The organism is Cellulomonas sp. NPDC055163, assembly GCF_053607065.1.
Window position 1 is genome coordinate 388,419 of sequence record NZ_JBSGSU010000005.1, and the last position, 20,689, is coordinate 409,107.

The 20,689-nt window shown below is 69.9% G+C and carries 15 protein-coding genes; 10 read left to right on the top strand and 5 right to left on the bottom strand.

Going from position 1 to position 20,689, the window contains the following annotated elements:
• The 9 genes from ACWFNE_RS12300 (at position 1) to ACWFNE_RS12340 (ending at position 10,852) form a co-directional block, all read left to right on the top strand.
• Positions 1-1,182 (top strand): hypothetical protein, encoded by a 1,182-nt coding sequence (locus ACWFNE_RS12300; RefSeq protein ID WP_452122698.1) that lies wholly within the window; start codon positions 1-3, stop codon positions 1,180-1,182.
• Positions 1,179-2,630, top strand: a complete 1,452-nt coding sequence (locus tag ACWFNE_RS12305; protein ID WP_452122699.1) for an SCO6880 family protein — start codon at positions 1,179-1,181, stop codon at positions 2,628-2,630. Before ACWFNE_RS12300 ends, ACWFNE_RS12305 begins: the two co-directional genes overlap by 4 nt.
• On the top strand, positions 2,627-3,913 hold the full coding sequence (locus ACWFNE_RS12310; RefSeq protein WP_452122700.1) for an ATP-binding protein: 1,287 nt from the start codon (positions 2,627-2,629) through the stop codon (positions 3,911-3,913). Before ACWFNE_RS12305 ends, ACWFNE_RS12310 begins: the two co-directional genes overlap by 4 nt.
• Positions 3,910-5,016 carry a DnaB-like helicase N-terminal domain-containing protein gene (locus tag ACWFNE_RS12315; RefSeq protein ID WP_452122701.1) on the top strand — a complete coding sequence of 369 codons (1,107 nt, stop codon included), beginning with the start codon at positions 3,910-3,912 and terminating at the stop codon, positions 5,014-5,016. Before ACWFNE_RS12310 ends, ACWFNE_RS12315 begins: the two co-directional genes overlap by 4 nt.
• On the top strand, positions 5,013-6,827 hold the full coding sequence (locus tag ACWFNE_RS12320; RefSeq protein ID WP_452122702.1) for a TraM recognition domain-containing protein: 1,815 nt from the start codon (positions 5,013-5,015) through the stop codon (positions 6,825-6,827). The genes ACWFNE_RS12315 and ACWFNE_RS12320 overlap by 4 nt, the downstream gene beginning before the upstream one ends.
• Complete coding sequence (locus ACWFNE_RS12325) at positions 6,824-8,059, top strand: transglycosylase SLT domain-containing protein (protein ID WP_452122703.1); 1,236 nt, start codon at positions 6,824-6,826, stop codon at positions 8,057-8,059. Before ACWFNE_RS12320 ends, ACWFNE_RS12325 begins: the two co-directional genes overlap by 4 nt.
• Before the next feature lie 6 nt (positions 8,060-8,065).
• Entirely contained in the window at positions 8,066-9,061 is a 996-nt protein-coding gene (locus ACWFNE_RS12330) for an ArdC-like ssDNA-binding domain-containing protein (RefSeq protein ID WP_452122704.1), read from the top strand.
• 157 nt (positions 9,062-9,218) lie between these two features.
• Positions 9,219-10,421, top strand: a complete 1,203-nt coding sequence (locus tag ACWFNE_RS12335; RefSeq protein ID WP_452122705.1) for a hypothetical protein — start codon at positions 9,219-9,221, stop codon at positions 10,419-10,421.
• 8 nt (positions 10,422-10,429) lie between these two features.
• Complete coding sequence (locus ACWFNE_RS12340) at positions 10,430-10,852, top strand: hypothetical protein (RefSeq protein WP_452122706.1); 423 nt, start codon at positions 10,430-10,432, stop codon at positions 10,850-10,852.
• 79 nt (positions 10,853-10,931) lie between these two features.
• On the opposite strand, the gene ACWFNE_RS12345 is transcribed toward ACWFNE_RS12340, so the two are convergent.
• The 5 genes from ACWFNE_RS12345 to ACWFNE_RS12365 form a co-directional block, all read right to left on the bottom strand.
• Positions 10,932-11,330, bottom strand: a complete 399-nt coding sequence (locus tag ACWFNE_RS12345) for a hypothetical protein (RefSeq protein WP_452122707.1) — start codon at positions 11,328-11,330, stop codon at positions 10,932-10,934.
• Positions 11,327-15,040 (bottom strand): MobF family relaxase, encoded by a 3,714-nt coding sequence (gene mobF, locus ACWFNE_RS12350; protein WP_452122757.1) that lies wholly within the window; start codon positions 15,038-15,040, stop codon positions 11,327-11,329. Before mobF ends, ACWFNE_RS12345 begins: the two co-directional genes overlap by 4 nt.
• Before the next feature lie 185 nt (positions 15,041-15,225).
• Entirely contained in the window at positions 15,226-17,031 is a 1,806-nt protein-coding gene (locus ACWFNE_RS12355) for a hypothetical protein (RefSeq protein WP_452122708.1), read from the bottom strand.
• Entirely contained in the window at positions 17,028-18,098 is a 1,071-nt protein-coding gene (locus ACWFNE_RS12360) for a protein kinase domain-containing protein (protein ID WP_452122709.1), read from the bottom strand. The genes ACWFNE_RS12355 and ACWFNE_RS12360 overlap by 4 nt, the downstream gene beginning before the upstream one ends.
• Complete coding sequence (locus tag ACWFNE_RS12365) at positions 18,095-18,385, bottom strand: helix-turn-helix domain-containing protein (protein WP_452122710.1); 291 nt, start codon at positions 18,383-18,385, stop codon at positions 18,095-18,097. Before ACWFNE_RS12365 ends, ACWFNE_RS12360 begins: the two co-directional genes overlap by 4 nt.
• 910 nt (positions 18,386-19,295) lie before the next feature.
• Between ACWFNE_RS12365 and ACWFNE_RS12370 the strand changes: the two genes are divergently transcribed.
• A complete protein-coding gene (locus tag ACWFNE_RS12370) occupies positions 19,296-20,627 on the top strand; it encodes a hypothetical protein (RefSeq protein WP_452122711.1) in 1,332 nt (443 codons plus the stop codon).
• Positions 20,628-20,689 lie beyond the last annotated feature (62 nt).

Consider the following 20,689-nt stretch of genomic DNA (forward strand, 5'->3'; position numbering starts at 1 on the left):
ATGGCGGTGCTCGCTGTCGATCCGTGCGTGGGTCCGTTGGTGGCGCTGTGCGAAGCCGCCGCCGGCGCGGCCGGTTCCGCCGCCTCGGGTGCCTCGTCGTACGTCCTCGGCGGGCTCGGTGAGACGTTCATCGACGCCGCTGCCGAGGTGGGTGTCGGGGCGCTGTCGGCGCTGGACTCGATGACCCCGATCGATCTGTCGGTGTCGTGGCTGCGTGACAACGTCGCGGTGATCACCACGATCACGCTGCCGGTCCTGGTGCTCTTCTTCGCGTTGCAGGTGACCACCTCGGTGCTCCGCCGCGAGCCCGGTGGGTTGGCTCGTGCGGTGACCGGTGTGGTGAAGGCGACGCTGGGGGCGGCGCTCGCGCTCGCCGTCACGCAGCTGGCCCTGACCGCGGTGGATGCGCTGTGTCGGTACGTCGCCGCGTCCGCGGGTACGACGGTGACGGCGGCCGCCGGGCGGTTCTTCCAGCTCTCGAAGCCGATGCTCGCCGCCTCCCCGGGACTGGCGATCTTGTTCGGCCTGGCGATGCTCGTGGGGTTCTTGCTGCTGTGGGGCGTGCTGCTGTTCCGCAAGGCGGCGCTGATCCTCATCGCGGTGTTCGCGCCGATCGCCTTCGCGGGGGCGGTATGGGACGCGACCCGGGTCTGGACGCGGCGGTGGATCGAGATCGTCGCGGCGCTGGTGTTCAGCAAGCTGGTGATCGTCGTCGTGTTCGTGGTCGGCGCGTCGGCGTTCGGTGGCGTCGGCCTCGACGCAGGGTCCTCCGCACCGCAGCCGGCGCCGACGGGCCTGGCTGCGGTGTCGGACCTGCTGATCGGGCTGCTGCTGTTGTCGATCGCGGTGTTCGCGCCGTGGCTGACGTGGCGGTTCGTGCACTGGTCCGGCATGGAAGCCGCCGCGGTGATGAACTCCGCGGTCGCCGCCGGGCCGCTCACCCGGGGCGCGCGGAGCGTCGGCGTTCGGAGCAGCGGCGCGGCTCAGCGGGCGGCGACCACGATGCTGCTGGGCGTCGTGAGCGGCCCTGCGGGCGCCGGCAAGGCCGTCGTGGCGGGGAAGGTGGCGGCCGCGGGCCGGCCAGCGACGCCCGTGATCCGCCCGGTCGCCTCGAACGCGCCCTCCAGCCCTTCGCGGGCCTCAGGCGCTACAGCTACTGCCCCTGGCGGTGAGGGCCGATGAGTGCGCGAGAGGTGGCCACGGTCCGGTTCGGGCCGCTCGAGCGCCGCGGCGTCCTTCTCGGCCTCGGCCTCCCCCAGCTCGCGGTCGTGGGCGTCGGGCTGATGGTGGCGCTCGTCGGGGTCTACACCGCGGGTGGTCGAGGGCTGGTCGTCGGCGCGCCGATCTGGGTGCCGCTGGTCGTCGCCGCCACGGCCGCCGTGCGTGGGCGCCCACTGCTGGAGTGGCTACCGCTGGTCGCGTCGTGGCGTACCCGCGTGCTCACCGACGCCACCTCGCTCGTCGCTCGTCCCACCGCGCCAACACCCGGGACGCTCACTCTCCCGGGCATCCCCGGACGTCTGTCGGTGACCATGTCACCGACCCTGGATGCCGCTCTCGTGCTCGATCGTCGGGCTGGCACGGTGACGGCGGTCGCCCGCGTGCACGGAGCCGGCTTCGTCCTCGATGGTGCGTCCGCGCAGGACCACAAGGTGGCCGGCTGGGGTCGGGTGCTCGCCTCGACGTGCCACATGCCGCGCGTCCTGCGGGTGCAGGTGCTGACCCGCACCGTCGCGGGCGGATCACCGACGGCGCGGGCGTGGTGGCAGCGCAACGCCACGTCGGCGCCCTCACTCGCTGGGCGGGTCGTCGCCGAGCTGCTCGAGGACGTCACCGCCCGCGCACGGCGAGCCGAGACGTTCGTCGCCGTCGCGCTGCGCATCCCGCGCGGCAGCGCCCGACGCCTCACCGCGACGGGTGCCGAGCGGATCGAGCAGGACCTCGGCGCGATCGCCGACGCCCTGCGCGCCGCCGAGCTGGTGGTCGACCGGTGGGTCGACGTCGACGACCTCGCCGCTGTCCTGCGCACCACGTACGACCCGGTCGGCGCGCGTAACGCCGTCGCCCCCACTCCCCCGCCTCCCGACGACGGAGCGCGGCCGGCCGGGTTCTCCCTCTACGGGCCGATGGGCGCCCGCGAGCACTGGACGCACCTGCGCACCGACTCCGCGGCGCACGCGACGTACTGGGTCGCGCAGTGGCCCCGCAGCGACGTGCACCCCGGCTTCCTGCAGCCGCTCCTCGCCGCGACCGGCGCCGCCGGCACGGTGACGATCACCGTCGAGCCGATCGGCACGGCGCAGGCGCTGCGGGAGATCCGCCGCGCGCAGGTCGAGCACGCCGCGGACAAGACGCGCCGGGACCGGATCGGGCAGATCGAGGACGAGGCCACCCGGACCGAGGTGGCCGAGCTCGCCCGCCGGGAGGCCGAGATCGTCGCCGGGCACGGTGACCTGCGCTTCACCGGCCTGCTGACCGTGACCGCCCCGACGGTCGAGGAGCTCGAGGTCGGGTGCACCGCCGCCGAGGCCGCGGCCGCGCAGGCGCTGTGCGAGGTGCGGCGCCTGGTCGGCCAGCAAGCACACGCGCACGCCGCCGCCGCACTCCCCCTCGCCCGAGGTGTGCTGTGACCCGGCAGACCCTGACCGGCGGACCGCGCCTGCGCCTGCCCGCACACCGTGCGTCCTCCGCGACCCTCGCGGGCGCCTACCCGTTCCTCTTCGCGCCGTCACTGACCACTGGGACGCTCGTCGGCACCGACGCGTTGAGCGGGGAACCGTTCTGCTTCGACCCGTGGGACCTCTACGGCGCCGGTGTCCTGACCAACGCGAACGTCCTGCTTGCGGGTGGGATCTCCGAGGGCAAGTCGGCCCTGGCCAAGACGCTCGCGCTGCGCTCGATCGCCGCGGGGCGCCGCGTGTATGTGCCCGGTGATCCGAAGGGCGAGTGGGCGCCGGCCGCGCGGGCTGTGGGTGGGATCGTGCTGCGGCTCGGTCCCGGGCTGCCGACACGGCTCAACCCGCTCGACACCCTCGCCGGCGATCCACCCGTCGTCCACGCCCACCGGCTGCGCCTGCTCGCCGCGCTCGCCGCGACAGCGCTGCGCCGCGACCTGACCGCGGTCGAGCACACGGTCCTCGATACCACGCTCGCCACCGCCGCGCAGGCGGCGTTCGCGCGAGACACCTCACCCACCATCCCGGACGTGATCACCGCCCTGGACGCAGGCCACGTCGACCGTGCTGACGGCCGCGATCTCGGTCATGGGCTCGGGCGCCTGGTTCGTGGGGAGCTCGCGGGGATGTTCGACGGTCCCTCCACCTACCGGCTCGACCTGCGCGCCCCGATGGCCGTGCTCGACCTGTCGGCGCTCGGCAACGATGACCAGGGCCTCGAGCTCGCCATGACGTGCGCGTCCGCGTGGCTCGACGCCGCCCTCACCACCGCCCCCACCGTGCACGGCGCTGCCCCGCGGCGGTGGGTCATCTACGACGAGGCATGGCGGCTGCTGCGGTTCGTCGCCCTCATCCGGCGCATGCAGCTGCAGTGGAAGCTCTCCCGCGCCTACGGCATCGCGAACCTGATGATCCTGCACCGGCTGTCCGACCTCGACGCCGTCGGCGCCGCCGGATCCGAGGCGCGAACCCTGGCCGGTGGCCTCCTCGCGGACTGCGCCACCCGCATCGTCTACCGGCAGGAGAGCGACCAGCTCGCCGCCACAGCCACCACGCTCGGACTGACCGCCCCGGAGCGTGAGCTGCTGGCGGCGCTGCCCCGCGGCGTGGGCCTGTGGAAACTGCCCGGCCGCTCCCACGTGATCCGACACCACCTGCACATCGACGAGCTCCCGCTCGTCGACACCGACGCCGCCATGCGCGGCAACCCCGACCGGCCGCTGGAGGTGGCCCCATGATCGACCACGACGACGCCGTGCAGCTGGCCGAACAAGCCACCCTTGGCACCCTGCTCTACCGGCCGGACACCGTCCAGCAGGTCGGCTCCTGGCTGCGGCCTGGGGACTTCGCCGACATGTGGCACGCCCACGTGTACCGCCTGATCCACGACCGCCACCTCACCGGCCACCCGCTCAGCGCCGTCGAGCTCGGCGACCACATGCTCGCCGAGCTCGGTCCCCGCCGCGCGAACATCGTGCGCATCCACGACCTCCTCGCCGCCGCCCCCACCAAGCCCGACCCCGTCGTCTACGCGCGCATGGTCCTCGACGCCGGGCTACGACGCGAGATCGCGGGCCTGGGGATCCTGCTGAGCGCCGGGGCACTGCAGTCCTCCCTCACCGGCGGACCCGCCCCGCTCGTGAACTCCTGCGCGCTCGTCGACGCCGGCCTCGACTCCTGCGCCACCCGATGGGCGACCGCAACCGGTGAGCCCGCGGGCCGCGAGGAACCACCCGCGCGTCTGCGGACCGCGCTGCAGGGCCGCGACCTGCGACTGGCCGCCGACAAGTACCTACGCTCCCACCCACGCCGGGACCTCGTCGCCGAGAACACCCACGAAGCGACCCTCGTCGGCGCCCTCATCGCCCACCCCGACGCCATCCCCACGGTCGCCGACTGGCTCCCCCCGACCCGGGTCGTCACCCCGATCTGGCGCACCGTCTACGCCGCGACGCTCGAGCTCGCCGAGCTCGGCCAACCCGTCGACCTCGTCACCGTCACCGCCGCGACGCTGCGCCTAAGCCGGCACCAGCCGGCCCCGACCCTGCCGATGCTGCGCGCCGCCGTCGACGAGGGCCGCCTCACCGACCCCGCCCACGCCGCCAGCGACGTCGCCGCCGACCAGATCCGCCGCATCGCCGACAAGGGCGCCGACCAGCTCACCACCGGCGCCGGCAACGCCGGACTGCGCATCGGTGACCTCGTCGACACCGGCCACCTCGTCACCGACGCCCTGCGCCGCACCGCACGCGAGCTCACCCACGCCGCACCCCGCCCGACCCGACCAACCCTGACGCTGGTCCCCGCCCTGGAGCCTGCGGCGCCGGCGGCCGCGCGATGAGCCCGGCGCCCCGCCGGCCCGGACGCTATGGAGCCGCGCCCGGGCCGTCCGCGGTGTCCGACCCGACGAACTGGCTGCTCGCCGCGGGGGCCGCCGTCCTCGGCCTGGGCTGCGTGCTCTGGTGTGGTGCCGCGTTCGCGTGCCTGATCACCGGCCGACGCGCGCCCGACGGCGGCCCGTTCGCGGCGCTGCGCGCCCTGGGGACCCTGCGCGATCCGGGGGCGGCGTGGCCCATCCCGCAGCAGCTGCCCGGCCCGGTCCCCTACTGGGCAGCGACCGTGCTCGTCCTCACAGTGCTCGTCGGCGCCGGGCTCGCGGTGTGGCGGGTGGTGTCCCGGTCGACCGGCCGCTCCCGCGCCGGTGCGGGGGACGTCCGCAACCTGCCGGGCCTCGCCACCCCGAAGGAGGCCGAGGCGGCCGCCGGCCGCAGGGCCCTGCTGCGCCGCGCCGCCGTCGTGCGACCAGCTCTCACGGACCCGGCCGCCGCCGACCTCGGCTACCGGCTCGGGCGCGTCGGCGGACGGGAGCTGTGGTGCTCCGTCGAGGACTCCGCCCTGCTCGTCGGCCCACCCCGCATGGGCAAGGGCCTGCACCTGGTCATCCCCTGGGTCCTCGACGCCCCCGGACCGGTCGTCACGACCTCCACCCGACCCGACACCCTCGCCGTCACCATGGACGCCCGGGCCGACCACGGCCCGGTCGCGATCTTCGACCCGCAACGCCTCGCCGGGCTGCCCGGAGGGCTGCGCTGGTCGCCGGTCCGCGGCTGCGAAACCCCCCGCACCGCCCTGGTCCGTGCCCGGGGTCTGGCCGCCGGGGCCGGGTTCGGGCGGACCGTCTCGGACTCCGACTTCTGGGCCGGGCAGACCGAGACCGCGCTGCGCTGCCTGCTGCACGCCGCCGCGCTCGACGCCCGCCGCGCCGTCGACCTCTACCGCTGGTCCCTCAACCCCGCACTGGCCGAGGACGCCATCACCATCCTCAACCGCCACCCCAACGCCGCCTCCGGCTGGGCCGACGCCCTCGAAGCCGCCGTGCACTCCGACCCCCGCACCCGCGACTCCGTCTGGCTCGGCGTCCGCCAGTCCCTCGCCGCCCTCGCCGACCCCGACGTCCTCGCCGCCGTCGACCCCGCCCCCGGCGAGGAATTCGACCCCACCGCGTTCCTGCGCGACTCCGGCACCCTGTACCTGCTCGCCGCCGCCGTCACCTCCGGCTCCTGCGCCCCGCTCGTGGCCGCGTTCGTCGAGGACATCACCGAGACCGCCCGCGTCGTCGCCGCCCGCTCCCCCGGCGCACGCCTCGACCCCCCGCTCCTACTCGCCCTCGACGAGATCGCCAACCTCACCCCACTGCCCTCGCTGCCGCAGCTGATGGCCGAGGGCGGCGGCACCGGCATCACCACCCTGGCCGTCCTGCAGTCCCTCGCCCAGGCCCGCAACCGATGGGGCGAGCACGCCGCCGACGCCATCTGGGACGCCGCCACCGTCAAGCTCGTCCTCGGCGGCCTGGCCAAGTACCGCGACCTCGACGACGTCGCCCGCCTCCTCGGCGAGATCGACGAACTCACCGAGACCCGCTCCCACGGCCGCACCGGCGAACGCTCCACCTCCACCTCCGTGCGCATGGTCCCCGTCATGGCACCCTCCGTCCTGCGCACCCTGCCCTTCGGCACCGGCGTGCTGCTGCTCCGCCAGACCCGGCCCGTCGTCGTCGACCTGTGCGGCTGGCCCGCCCGGCCCGACGCCGCGGCCCTGCGCGAAGGGCAACAGAACGTCGAAGCCGCCACCGCCAGCGGAGCACCCCGATGATCAAGACCGCCCTCGGACTCAGCGGACTCGGCGCGCTCGCGCTCCCCGTGATCGCCGTGCTGGCCGCAGTCAGCGTCGGCGGCTCGGCCCTCGCCTGCGTCGAAACCTCGGCCGGCGGACCCCTCGCCGACGACGCCCCCGTCCCCGCCCACGCCCGCGCATGGGTCCGCGAAGCCAAGGCGGCGTGCCCGGACCTGCCCGAGCCGTGGATCGCCGCCGTCATGGCCCAGGAGTCCGGGTTCCGACCCGACGCCTACGCCGACGACTCCAACGGCGGCACCTGGGGCCTGTTCCAGATGAAAGCCAGCATCTGGGCCCACGCCTACGGCCACTCCTGGTCCGCCGACCTCAACGCCGACGGCACCTGGGACGTCAAGGACGGCACGATCCACGCCCGCGTCGGCGGGAAGTACCTGTGCGACCGGCTCGCCGGGGTCCGCGAGATCCGCGTCGCACACCCCGACTGGGCGTCCTCGGCGCTGCCGGTGCTCGACGCGCTGATCATCGCCCACAACGCCGGCGAGTCCCGCCTGCACACCTACCCCCGCATCCCCACCGTCACCCAAGGCTTCCTGCGCAACGTGCACGAACGCGTCACCGCCTGGAGCGCCCCGACGGAGGCCGGGACAGGCTCTGAGCTGCCGGAGGGCGCGACGGCCGCTTCGCCGGCGAGCGCGCCGGCACCCGCGCCTACCCCGACCGGCGCCGGGTGCCTGCCGGGCCTCGGCGGCACCAGCGAGGTCGCCGTCCCGCCCGGCACGCCGCACGACGTCGCTGCCGCGGTCCGCACCGCCCTGGCCTACGTCGGGGTGCCGTCCGGGTGGCGGCAGTTGTGCGACCGGCTCGCGTGCCGCGCGTACGGGTACGCCAGCTCGGGCTACCCCACCGCCAAGGCTCACTGGAACGCCATGGTCGCCACCGGCCACGCCCACCCCGGCGACACCTGCCCATCCCTGGGGTCGTTCGTGTTCTGGAACACCGGCCGACCCGCCGGCCACGTGTCCCTCGTCGTGCACGCCGACCCCGGCTGTGACCCCACTCAGACCCTTGTCACGGCCAACGAGATCTTCGACTCCGCCACCGGCAACAACGGCGGCGTCTACCAGCTCTCCCTCGCCCAGCTCAACGCCGGCTACCTGCGCGGCACCGGCTACCTCGGCTGGAGCGACCCCATCTGCCGAGGCGCCCTCCTCCCCGAGGGAACGACGCACCCCGCACCCTCCGGACGGTGACCCACCATGACCCGACGCCCCGGACCGTCATCCCACGAGAAGCTCGAGGCCCTCCACGAACAGCTCATCACCGCCGTCACCGAGCTCGCCAGCTCCGACGCGTGGATGCGCATGCTGCAAATGGCGGCACGCTTCCACGACTACTCCCCGTCCAACATCCTGCTCATCGGTGCGCAGCGACCCGACGCGACCCGCGTCGCGGGGATACGCACGTGGAACGCGCTCGGCCGGCGCGTGCGCAAGGGCGAGCACGGCATCGCCATCCTCGCGCCGTGCATCTACCGGGCCGACACCCCCGACAGAAGCTCGACTCCCAGCGGCGACCGGCCGAGTGATCCGGCCGCCTCAGCGCGGCCGGACGACGGCACGCCGGAGGCGCAGCGCGTCCTGCGCGGCTTCCGCGTCGTGCACACGTTCGACGTCTCGCAGACCGAAGGCGATCCGCTCCCGACCGTCGAGCCGCGCGAACTGGAAGGCGACGCCCCCGATCAGCTGTGGGAGCACCTCGCCGACCTGACCGCCGACGCCGGGTTCCAGCTCGAGCGCGGACCATGCTCCGGTGCCAACGGCTACACCGACTTCACCGCCCGCGTCGTCCGGATCCTCGATGTCGTCAGCCCCGCCCAAGCAGCCAAGACCCTCGCCCACGAGCTCGGCCACATCCGCGCCGACCACCAACACCGCTTCACCGAGTACGCCACCAACCAGACCTGCCGCGGCCAAGCCGAGGTCGAAGCCGAGTCCATCGCCTACCTCGTCACGGCGGAGGCGGGGTTGGACTCGACGGACTACTCCGCGCGGTACGTCGCCAGCTGGTCCGGCGGCGACCCGGATCGCCTGCGCGGCGCCATGACCACCGTGGTCACCGTCGCTCAGTCGATAGGGCGAGCATGGTCCAGCTCCGAGGCCTACGAAGGCGAGGCAGTTCGCGATGACGGCAAGTGGGCGGCTCGAGCCATCCGACCGGAGATTGAGCGCTCGACCGCCTCCCTGGGCCGCTAGCCCCGGATGCGTGGCCAGGCCGTCTCTGTACGACGCCGCTCGATACGGCCACGCCCGATGCCAATGGGGACTCCGATGTCGACGGGCGACGAAGGGCCTGTCGGCCGTATGAGTGAGGGTCGTTGACTGATGCGCACATACCAACGATCGTTCTCACATGCCTGGCGGTCCGGACGATGGCGCGGACGTGATCACGCTCGGGCTCGATGGCAGTACCGTCCCGTTGAACCGCTCGGTCTTCACTGCACTCTTCGAATCTTCGGTCGTCCACTCGCGCGCCCCGTACCTCCACGCCCTTCAATATTCGACGATCCGTTTCACTGACTTCGTCGATCTTGCCCGTAAGGCGCAGATCCCGTACTCGCTCTTTTTCGCGCCTCCGGAGCTGGTGCAGGCGCAACTTGACGACAAGACGGAGAAGTTGCTTTCGGGGGTTAGCAAGGACTCATTCTCGCTCAACTCCCGAAGTACGGTACAACTACGCGACGTCGAACTGATCATTAAAGACATTCTGCGCAAGCAGGGCGTGATTAAGGATCTCGACTCCTCACTTCGGAGGAACACGCTCGTCGGCTCGCTACGCCGATCGACTGGGAGCGTCGCGAAGGACGCCGAGAATCTCCGGTCGCTCCTCGACTTTGCGGTGACCGAGCTGCGGGCGGCAAAGACGAAGGAGAAGGCCCTAGAATACCTCATCGCACGCCTCGAGGTGAATCAGGTATTTGTCTCGCGGAGCCAGAACGGGTTCATGCCTCAGACTCTCCCCCGCGGCGTAGCATTCTCAGGATTGTGCGTCAAGGACAAGAAGGTCCCGTTTATCTTTCTGACGAGTGGCGAGCCCGGCAGCAACGCCGAGCCTGCGGGCAGGAAGATCTTCACCCTGGTCCTCCTGACAGTGTTCGTCGCGGTGGGGAGGTTCGCACCGGTGAGCTACGACGACCAAACAGGTGAGCTCGTGACGGGTCGGGAATATGAGCTCGCCGAGGAAGTCCTGATGCCGTCGACGGACATTCGACAGCTGGACGCGACTTCGCTCGATGCGGTGAAGATGTCCGCCAACGAGCTGAAGGTCACCCCTAGTGCGTTCGTGATGCGCGCCCGACGCCTTGGGCTCGTCGACGCTGACGGAGCACGAGGTTACTTGGATGCACTCGCAGCCGAGTTTGCTGGTCGTAAAAAATCCCAGGCCAGGACGTCGCGCCCGGAGAACGCGGTCCGCAAATACGCAGGCGCGGAGTTCACGCGCAGGATGCTCCGGCAGCTCGATCGCGGCGCCATCTCGCCACGCGAGTTCTGCCGCGTCGTGTGCCTAAATAGGCTCGGTCCAACCGAAATCCCGCTATTGCAGGCGTCTCTGTGATCGAAGACATGTACTTGCTCGACGCCAACGTGCTCAGCCGACTAACTCCCGAGCAGCGCGCAAGCCGGTTCATCAAGGGGCGGTGCAGGATCCCGTCCGAGGTGATCTACGAGGCGCGAGGGCTGCCAGATGCGCAGCTAGTTGAGGAACTGGAGATTCGCGCGAGCACGACCATGCTCGAGCGACTGAGAGATGTGATGGCCTCGATCGCCCCGGAAGATCACAGCCTCGTCGATCTCTACCGGAACCGCGGCGGTGCTGACCCAATCCTGATCGCCTCGGCCCTCGCCGCGAACAGTGGCGAAACCCTACTCTGGCCCACGGTGTGGCACATCGTGACGGATGACAAGGCAGTGCGCACAACCGCAACCTTCTTCGACATTCCGACGCTGGGTAGGACCGAGCTCGTCGAGCTTATCAAGGACAGGTAGTTGACGACTTTTCGTTGCGGCTTGCCCCCTGGGCGCGACAACATTCGTAGCGATCGGGCGCCTTGGAGGTCGGTCTCACTCAGATGCCGTTTCGGTGGTCGCCTGGGCGGCATCCGGTCCGCGCCACCCACTCGGTGAGCCGCGCCCGGGCCTGATGGAAGCGCTCATGCCAGCCGAGGGGCGCGTCGGCGTGCGCGGTGGTGGAGAACGCGCCTTCCCAGGCGAGGTGGAGGGCGGCGAGTTCCTCGACCAGTTCCCAATGCTCGGTCCAGCACTCGGGGACTTGGCGTCGGTCGAGGGAGTAGTGGCGGGTCAGCCAGGTGACCCAGGAGTCGAGGTCCTCGAGCAGCAGCCGCTGGTCGTCGGGGCCGTGTGCCGCCCAGCAGATCGGTACCGCGGGTCCGAACGGCTGCGGAAGCTCCGCCTGGGGGAAGAACGCATCGACGACGGGGCCGGAGCGCGACGGTCGGCGGTTCACGGCGTCATACCTCTCTGGAGCTCGTTCATGTGCGCAAGGGGCGTTCCGCCTGGCTGGTCGGTGTAGGCCAGGGTGGACGTGGGCCCGTTGACGAGGTCGTCGTGGGAGACAGTTGCGGCGATGCGTGCACGCCAGGCGCGGCGATCGGCCACGTCGTCGGGTTCGGGTCCGAGCTCGACGACCCAAGCAGGTGGGTCGGCGATAGCGTGGTCGGTCAGGGCGTCGATGCGCGCGGCGATGAGCTCCTCGACCCGGCGCAGCGTCTCTTGGGCCCCCGGCGAAAGGTGCGAGGTGTCCGGGTAGGTCCGAAGTGCGTGCGGGTCCTCGACCTGAGTACTGAGCCACCCGCTCACCCGGCGGCGAAGCGCCGCGGCGAGGTCACGGTCAGACTCGTCCGGGTCCTCGAACTGCGGGCCTGCGACCAGAGCGTCTACGACTTCATTCATACGAGGGTGGATGGTGGCGCCACGCTCCAACGCGGTGAACAGGGACCCGCAGGACGGTGAGACGGTGATGGCGTCGATCTGTGTGTCGGTGAGGCCGGCGTGCCGGAGTGCCTCGATCCACCGGGGTGCGGAGGCGTCGGCGAGGATTGTGTCCCGGATCGGACCGAGCCGCTTCAGCGACGTTGCGACGTTCTGCCGGGCGGCGATGGTCTGGATGGCGGACAACTCGGCGCCCGACGTCGCGAGGATCGTTGCCAGGACGTCGTGGCCGTCGGGGGTGGCGTGGGTGTCGGGTAGGTAGTCGCAGGTCGGGTCGACTTCGTCGACGGCGACGTAGACGTGGTTGTCGTCGCGTCCGCGGGTCATGGCGACGTAGAGGTTCTCCCGGGTCATGCCGGGTGCTGCCAGGACGTGCGCGTGATCGACGGTGATGCCCTGGGCGCGGTGCGTGGTGGTGGCATAGGCCAGGTCGACGTGCTCGGCGACGTAGTCGCGCGGCAGCTCGACCACACTGGGCGGCGGCTCGCCGGCGCCTCCCCGGGCGAGCCTGGCGACCGTCAGGGATCCGTCGCCCGAGGTCGCGGTGACAGTCCACAGGTCACCGTTGCGGACATGACCATCGCCGGTACGCAGACGGCGGTTGTTCGCGCGGGTCACAACATGGTCGCCGACGCCGAGCACGGCGCCGTCGGTGGTGCTGACGCCGTCCGGGGCGACGAGGCCGTCGGTGACGCGGTCGTTGTGCGCGCGCGTGTTCAAGCTCGCGACGGTGCGGGCGTCGGCGGCGAGGAGGATGGCAGCAACGCCGTTCTCGGTGTGGGCCTGCCAGGCGGTGTACGCGGCCTCGCACATCGCTTCGGCGGGGCCGGCGGTGATGCGCTCGTGCTCCTCGTACGCGTCGAGCACCGACCGGAGTCCAGCGCGCAGCGCGCGCGTGGCGTGGGCCTCCCACTGGTGCGTGAACCGCCACAGCGACGTCAGCGTCGCTGGCTCGGCGCGCTCGGCGAGCAGGTTGAACGCTCCCCCGGCGTCGACGGCGGACAGCTGCGCGTGGTCCCCTACCAATAGCAGTTTTGCCCCGGCGGCGCTGGCCTGGGCTGTCAGCGCGTCGAGGCTCATGGTGCCGGCGAGGGATGCCTCGTCGACGATGACGAGCTGCCCGGCACGCATCGTCCACCGTTGTTGCTCGCTGGTCAGGTGGCTAATTGCGGTGTCGATGGTGCGTAGTCGGCGCAGGTCGACTCGTGTCGTCTCGTGGCGCTCGGCAGCGAGGTGGCTCAGGTAGTCGGCGCGCAGTTGGGCGCCCTTGCCGGTCGACTCGTGCAGCCACTTCGCGGTGTTCTCACAAGCGATGCCGAGCGCGCCGGCCAGCTCGGCGGCCGCGGTGGACGACGGCGCCAGACCCAGGACGCTTCCCCGCCCGTGCTCGGCCTCCCAGTCCGCCTTGAGGCCCGCGAGCGTGGTCGTCTTGCCGGTGCCAGCCGGGCCCACCAGCACATCGACGCGACGCTGGGATGACCTGATGGAGCGGATCGCTGCGATCTGGTCCTCGGCAAGAGTCACCGCGCGACCGTCCACGCGACGCAACGGTGCGTGGAGGTCGACCGCCGGCCGTCGCGGGGTCGCGCCGGGCATCACTGCGGCGTTCGTGGCAGCCGCAAGGAGACGCCGCTCAGCGGCGAGGACGTCCGCGTGGGTGTAGCGGGCTTCACCAGGCCGGGTGAACACGGACGTCCCCTCCGGGCGCTGGTACTCCTCCGACGACGTGAACGGCTCCGGCGGCTCGAGACTCACGCATCGGCGCAGCGCCGCGTCGGACACACGATCGAGCAGTTCAATGCGATCGGCAGGCGTCGCCATCCGCAACCCACGAGTCGCGCGTGCCGTCTCAGCCAGGACGTTCCACCGAGTCCACGTCGAGCGCCGCTCCATCACCTGCTCCACCGTGTGACAGGCAAGACGATCGATGACGGCTTGCGGAACCTGCGACGCCGTCATCGGTTCAGCGCGCGACCTGCTCAGCACGTCGGCCGTCAGTGCCTCGGGCGTCCTGCCGGTGCGGTCTGACGCGCGTCCGCGCCATGCCTCGACGAGCTCTGCCAGCGGACGTACGCGCTTGTCGGGCCGCGTTGCGCGGGTGACTTGTTGGCGCAGCCGTGAGACCTCGATCCGGTTGGGCGCACGCCCGTGGCTGGCATAGAAGTCACTGATCGTGGCCGTCATCGCTGCATCGATCTGCGTCGTGCGGGTCGAGAACTCCACCATCAACCCGTCATCGGTACCGTCCAGCTCGAACCCGGGCGAGCGACGGACCCCGCGATGACGCCACGACCACGACACCGGGAGGCGACGAGCCAGCTCGTCGGCGAGCAGGTCGTCATAGAGTTCCGAAACCGTCACCACGGCGTGGTGCAGAGCGCGCGAGTCCACCGACAGCCAGCGCCCGTCGGGTGACTGCACCTTGTTGGCCACCACGACGTGCGTATGCAGATTTGGGTCACCTGCTCGTGAGTCCCAGTGGTCGAAAGCGCCGGCCAGGGCTCCCCTCGTTGGTCTCTGCTCGCAACCGGCCGCACCGGTCCTGGTGAACAGAGCCGCCTTCTCGAAGAAGGACAACGAGTCCTCGACCGCTGCTCGGTGCGCGGCCAGCACCTCTGTCTGGGTGCGACGGTCGCCGAGCGCCCATAACGCCGACACGGACTTCGGTGGAGTGAAGGTCATGTCGAAGCCAGCCACTGCAGTGTGCCGCGGCCTCACGAGCTCACTGCGTGTGATCGCCTCGATCGCCGATGTTCGACCCGCGCCAGCGAGCTCTTCGGGAAGGCTGGCGACCCGAACTGCGATCCGATCTCGCACCGGCAGGTAGGTCGGGTACGGCCGTCCCAGCGCTCTACCTGAGACGGGGTCACGTCCGGTCCCGAAGAGGCGCGCCATCGCCCCTTCAGAAACGGAGGCGCCGCTGTCGAGGCCGTTCCCGGTGCCGAGTCCAGCGAGCCAGCGCCGAGCCACCGCCCGGGCGGGTTGCCTGAAGCGGCGTAGTACGTCGTCAGCGGCTCGCGGCCGGACCGGTCGCAATCTCCACTCGCCGTGTGCTTCAACAGGTACCGGTAGCCAGCGCCCGCAGACAGTCGATGCATGGTCATGACCACGTCGGCGCCTCCCGAAGTCGGCTCGGCCGGTGACGGGCGACGCGCCTGACGGACCGCACGAGCCGATGTCAACAGGTAGGCCCCACACTCCCCAACCCAGTCCGGCGGATCGCATCCACAAGACGCTCCTGGTCACGATCGAACCTCAGCCTCGTGGCGAGGCAGAGCGATTCGATGGGTGACGGCACGAGAGCAGTTAGAGCCTCGGGCGCGCAAACCGATCCGAGCCCGTCCGAGACCAAACGCGGCGTCGATGACACGGAATTGATCGCCGAACACATATCATGGCATGCGCACGTACTAACTAGGAGAAATTCTTCGGAGCGCCTTCTTGAGGATCATAAATGACCGCTCCTCCGGCCAATCCTCCGGCCTACCAGCCGCCTCGCAGACGTCCTCGAGAAGCTCGGACGAGTCAACCTTGAGCTCTCGCATCGCTACAACTTCATAAGCACGCAGAAGACGCACAAACGCCTCCGACTCGCCTTCCGCAGCGATCAGCCTGCGGGCGACAGCCGCTGCACGGTCGTACCACTGACTTCCTTCTTCGGTTCGCCGCTGTGCGAAAGCAATCATGCCCCTGGTCGCAAGCAGGTACGGATCTTCCGCGTCAATTCCATCGAGTAGCGCCGCGGCTTCGCTTGCCCGGCCCGCCAGCACGAGGCAAAACGCCACATTGTTCCGCAGCATGACGTCACCGGGAGCCCGGCGCACCGCAGCAACTCCAGATTTCGCGGCCGCCTCGTACTCTCCCAGGATCTGCGCCTGAAGAACGAGCGCGCTTCGCACGGCTGGCGCGTCGAGCGGATTTTGCTCTGCGTACTCCACGGCCAGTTGAGCGGCGAGGTCCAGTTCCCCTTCAGCGATGTGCAGGCGCACGAGCAGAGGCGTGAGCGCGTCGCCGCCATCACTCTTGCGCACCATCTCCTCGTAGTATTGCCGGACGAGGCGAGCGGTTTCATGGTCATCGGACACGTCCGCCAGCATCGTCACGAGCGTAACCTGAGGGCCCGCGGCTTTGATCTGTTGGCGGATCACGTCAACAAGGGCATCCTTCGTTCGTTCACCAAGCCTCCATTGAAGAAGCGCGGTGTTCGCGCGCACCTCGGCAAGCGCTGGCGAGTCCGGCGGGAGATCGTGATGGTGCTGCGCACGACGAAGTTCTCGAAGCGCGTCAGGGATTCGCCCCACCGTGCAATACGCTTCAGCCAGAGCTTCCGCGACGAGCGGCTCACCTTCGCCAACCTCCCGTCGCAGACGACGCAACTCCTCGATCGCTTCAATATTCCGGCCAGCCGCCCGGAGGTAACTCGCCAGGTTGAAGCTGACCTCGACCGCATGCGGCGCTAGACGCACTGCATGCTGAGCCGCGCGAATAGCCTTCGATACCGACCCGACGCAGGCATAGGCGTAAGCGAGGTTGACGAGCAGGCTTGGGCTGTCGACGCCGAGCTTCCTTGCGCGCCGCAGCTCTGCGAGCGCTAGCTGTGGCTTACGCAACTCAAGCCAGAGGTAGCCGCGGAATGCTGCCGCATCCGCTGATTGGTCAGCGGCAAGGCGATCGAGAGCCAACGATGCGTCGCCGCGCGATTTTGCGATCGCAGCACTCAAGAGCGCCCATGGCCCCGGCTCGTCGAGCTTGGAGAGAAGAGACTCACCTTCCTCAAGCGCACCCGTCATGACAAGCGTTCTGGCCGCAACGAACAACGCCATTGCTTCCGCCGCATCAAGTCGGTCCCCAGTGCGAAGCAAGGTAGCTGCCTGACGAGCTGCAACAACCGCTTCCTCGGAGTTCCCCGCGCCTAGAAGCGCCTGAGCAAGGCGGGCGAACGAGACGGGGGAGTTCGGGTCAGCGGTCGTCAGGGCACGTGCCTGGTCAATCCGGCCACGGCGAGCGTCGTCCAGGTACTGCTGGGCCTCCCGCTCCTTCGGGGCGCGCGCGCGTCGACGCGCATCCTCTGCACCTCGCGCGTCTGCAACGATCTTGTTGAATGCCGGGCTTGACCATCCTTTCTCGGCCTCGAACGCTGACAGCGGGTTTGCCGGCTGGGAATCGAGCGGCCCAGTGAGCGATGCTTCGAGCCGCGACTCAAGCGTTGCGGTCATCGCCTACCCTCCTTTCTGATCAGAAGTCGCTCGCGCTGCTTGATGTCGTTCCGCAAGGCCGCTCGCATCGCATCGACACGTTGGAGCAGCCACTGGAGTTCGTTTCGGCGAGGCCCTCGGCGGCCCGGGCCGACCACTGGCATCCGGTTGGTCGGAACCGGGTCGCACAGCTGCCGCAAAACGGCGCTTGCGGGCGCCCTGATAGATCCGGGACATGCCGTCTCAAAAGCGGCAAAATATGGCTCGAACCAGCCTCGAATCTCGGATGCGCGGCCTAAATACGCGGCGCCGCGGGTGCCGACCGGAAGCGCAGCGTCCGAGTGGATGATCGGAAATCTCGGATAAAGCGCCAATCCGGTGATGCCCTGCCCGAAAGTTAACTCAAATAGAAGAGAGCCCAGTCCATAAAGATCAGCGCACTTGTGCGTCTCGGGGGTGTCAGCACCCACTCCCCAAAGGAGCTCCGGGGGGGCAAAATCCGGGTCGCCTCTCGGCATCTCGTACGCCATCGGGGTCACGGACGGCGCTGCCGACAGATTCCTGGACCGGCCCAGATCGGCGACTCGAGCCACCAGCGATCCGCGCTCGAGGAAGATAAGGCAGTTGGCGCACTTGAGATCGCGATGAACGATGCCATTGAGATGCATTTGATGGGCACCGAGGACGACATCCCTGAAGAGGCTGAGACGACTCTGCCAATCTAACCGACCTGCACTGGCAGCAAGTTCGTCCATTGAACCTGAGGCTCGACCAAGTGCATGGAAGCGGAGGCGGATCGGAAAACTTCCGCCTCCGGCGGCGGCCACGGTCGTGGAGACATCGAGGCTTTCAGATATATCGACGACTCCGGAGCACCCACCCAGCTGGAGGAGAAGCGTGCCCTCGTTATCAAACTCGATGATCTGTTGCGCTCCAGCTCGTGGGTTGAGTATTTTGAGCGCTTTCTCATCACCCGCTGACGATACCGCGGCATACACGAAACCAAACGCTCCGTGACCCAAGAACTCGCCCACTTCGTAGTGCGCAAGGGTAGTGCCGCTCAGGCCTAACGGGTCCACGACAGTCATTGAGCGAACCGTCTACGAATTTCATTAAGTAGGTAGGGGTTCTGCTGCAGCAACAGTATAACGTCGTCGGGAACCCGCCCTGCGTCGAGCGCCATGATTTCTTCGTCGACACCATAATAGTGGGCAGCGCGCTTCAGGAGGTCACCCGATGGAGCCTTCTCACCGCGTTCCCACCGGGACAGGTGAGAGGGGGCAACACCTAGGTCATCTGCGGCGGACCGCAGACTGCGCCCGCGCTCCTCCCGCAGCTGCCTAAGGAGCCGGGCAGCTCCCGCCGTTTCGCTCATCTGATCAGCCTAGCCTGCTGTTGCCCGTCTAGGCAACGGTGAAGATCGGCTCGGGGGCACCACGTCGCACGTTGGGCCGCGGGATCGTCGCTCCTTCTGGCGCTTGACGCCAGAAGCCTCTACGCGGCCTCCCGGCGTCTTGTGCCCGCTCGGCGCGCACTGTGTTTTGTGTAGTGCGAGGCACGGATCGCCATCTCACCACGAGTGCCAGAGGTGTCCCGCATCCTCTTGCCTCTCTTACGCCCTCTCAGAGCCTCGGTCCCGTGCGAGCAGACCGGGCCACCTCCTGCTTGACCCCTCGACCCGCAATGGGCGTGGGCGTGGACGCAGGGAGCTCCCCGCTGCCAACGGATAGACCCAGCCGCGGTCATCCCGCCGATGCTGGCGAGCCGCGCGGATGGAGCGTTTTCGGTTGGGACGCGTACCGCCCACCTGCCTGTGTCGGCACAGATGCCGGCGGATGGTAACGGCACGGGCGGTGGTGGAGAGTGGCGATGACCCAGAGCTCGGCGCGGCGCGCATCGACAGTGAATGCGTGCACGGGTTGGACGGCCGCATGGACGCTGACGCACGCAGCGTCCTGCGCGGCGGCGAGTTCGGTGGAGACGCTGCCGCTTGTGGACGCGGTTCCGCTCCTCCTGGCGTTCGCTGACCTGCGGGCAGCGGAGGACTACCTGGAGCGGGCGCGACGAGACCTGCCGTCTCGCTCTGCTGCGGCGGATGTATACGCCGCGGACACCGAGCACGACGCGCCGCCGGCGCACCAGGACCTCGAGCAGCTCGTGCGTGCCGCTATCCAGCCCGTCCGTCGCCTTCGGTCGGCCAGCGCGGCCCGCGTTGGCACAGTCGAGCTCGCCCGGGCCCATGCGTTGCTCTGCTCGGCGCACCGACGACTGCTGGGATCTCAGCCATGAGCGGCGCCACGTACCGAGACCTGATGGAACGTGCTCACCGCCAGCTCCAAGATGCGCGCCGGTCCACGCGCGTGCGCTTCGACGACCGTGCGAGCGCCCCCGCCGCCGTCGCCGACCAGCACTCGGTCCTTTCCGCGATCGCCTCGCAGATCTGGGTGGTGCTGACACCGGGACGGGCCGCCGGTGTGCGGGCAGCGCCGTATCCGGACGCCATCGAAGCCGCGGCAATTCGGCTGGCAACGGCGATCAGCGAGTGCATCGGCGCCCCTGAGCCGTATCCGGCGTTGCTTGACGGCCCCCACGCTGCGTGGGCACGCTGCGCGCAGACACTGCGCGCCGCCGCCGACCTGTTCGCCGTGCACCACGATCCGTCCGGAGCCCCACGCACTCCTGACGCTAGAACGTTGGAATCGCTGACGGTGCGCGATGCCGCCCTCTCACAGCTCGTCACGCTCACGCTGACCGCGACGTCCACCACGAGCGCGATGGGCCTGCGCCTCGGGCAGACGGGCGCGTCCTGGCCCAGCGTCCGTTCACGCCTCCCCCACCTCGAACGTGTGGAAGACGCAGCCCGGAAGCTCTCCGCGCTCGTCCCGCTCATCGACGGGGCGCCGCTCCCCGACGTCGGGCTCCTGCCGACCGAGGTCCGGAGTGACGACGCCGTCGAGGAACTGGCAGCCCGCCTACTGCGTGTGCGTCAGCGATCGTGGGAGCTGCCCGCATCCTCGGATCGTTCGATCGCGACGCTCCGCGACCTGGCAGTCCTCGGGGTCGCTGTGCACGCCCACACCGCTGTGTTCCACGGTCCCAGCCCCGCGACGGAGCACTTGATCGGCCAAGCTCGGCGCTGGCAGAGGCTCTCGGTCGCGCTTGCGACGTTCCGCAGCGCCGCTCCACCTGACGAGCTCGTTCGCGCCGACCTCACCGCCGCGGCAGATCTGCTCTCCGCGTTCGCTCCGCTCGTGGGACCGAGCCGGGCGAGCGCATCGGACCCGCGATCACGACGTGCCGGCGCCACCCTGAACGGCGCCGTGCGACTCATGACGGACGTCGCCCATCAGAACTCACGCGCCTTCTCTGTGATCGCGCGCACGAGCGCCGTCTACGTACCCGCCCGCGCGCTCACCCGTGACGAGGTCACCGACAGTCCCGATCTCGTGCGTGCGCGCCTCGAGGGAACGCTCGTCCGTGCGCCGCAGCGCATGCTCGCGGAGGTCGGAGCGCTCTACGTCGCCCTCCGGACACATCCCGTCCACGCACCGGCGAGCCAGTCCGCACCGGCTCCCGGCCGGATCGTCGACGCCGAGCCGATCCATTGTCAGGCGTAGCGGTCGGCAGGCGTGTCCTCGACCGGTCTCGGGGAGCAGCATCAGGAGGCACGGTGAGGCGG

Bases quoted from the DNA above. Each gene is read 5' to 3' on its own strand.
- ACWFNE_RS12320 (WP_452122702.1), top strand. From the start codon at position 5,013: ATGAGCCCGGCGCCCCGCCGGCCCGGACGCTATGGAGCCGCGCCCGGG.
- ACWFNE_RS12315 (WP_452122701.1), top strand. From the start codon at position 3,910: ATGATCGACCACGACGACGCCGTGCAGCTGGCCGAACAAGCCACCCTT.
- mobF (WP_452122757.1), bottom strand. From the start codon at position 15,040: ATGCGATCCGCCGGACTGGGTTGGGGAGTGTGGGGCCTACCTGTTGAC.
- ACWFNE_RS12330 (WP_452122704.1), top strand. From the start codon at position 8,066: ATGACCCGACGCCCCGGACCGTCATCCCACGAGAAGCTCGAGGCCCTC.
- ACWFNE_RS12370 (WP_452122711.1), top strand. From the start codon at position 19,296: ATGAGCGGCGCCACGTACCGAGACCTGATGGAACGTGCTCACCGCCAG.
- ACWFNE_RS12340 (WP_452122706.1), top strand. From the start codon at position 10,430: ATGTACTTGCTCGACGCCAACGTGCTCAGCCGACTAACTCCCGAGCAG.
- ACWFNE_RS12335 (WP_452122705.1), top strand. From the start codon at position 9,219: ATGCCTGGCGGTCCGGACGATGGCGCGGACGTGATCACGCTCGGGCTC.
- ACWFNE_RS12305 (WP_452122699.1), top strand. From the start codon at position 1,179: ATGAGTGCGCGAGAGGTGGCCACGGTCCGGTTCGGGCCGCTCGAGCGC.
- ACWFNE_RS12325 (WP_452122703.1), top strand. From the start codon at position 6,824: ATGATCAAGACCGCCCTCGGACTCAGCGGACTCGGCGCGCTCGCGCTC.
- ACWFNE_RS12300 (WP_452122698.1), top strand. From the start codon at position 1: ATGGCGGTGCTCGCTGTCGATCCGTGCGTGGGTCCGTTGGTGGCGCTG.
- ACWFNE_RS12355 (WP_452122708.1), bottom strand. From the start codon at position 17,031: ATGACCGCAACGCTTGAGTCGCGGCTCGAAGCATCGCTCACTGGGCCG.
- ACWFNE_RS12360 (WP_452122709.1), bottom strand. From the start codon at position 18,098: ATGACTGTCGTGGACCCGTTAGGCCTGAGCGGCACTACCCTTGCGCAC.
- ACWFNE_RS12365 (WP_452122710.1), bottom strand. From the start codon at position 18,385: ATGAGCGAAACGGCGGGAGCTGCCCGGCTCCTTAGGCAGCTGCGGGAG.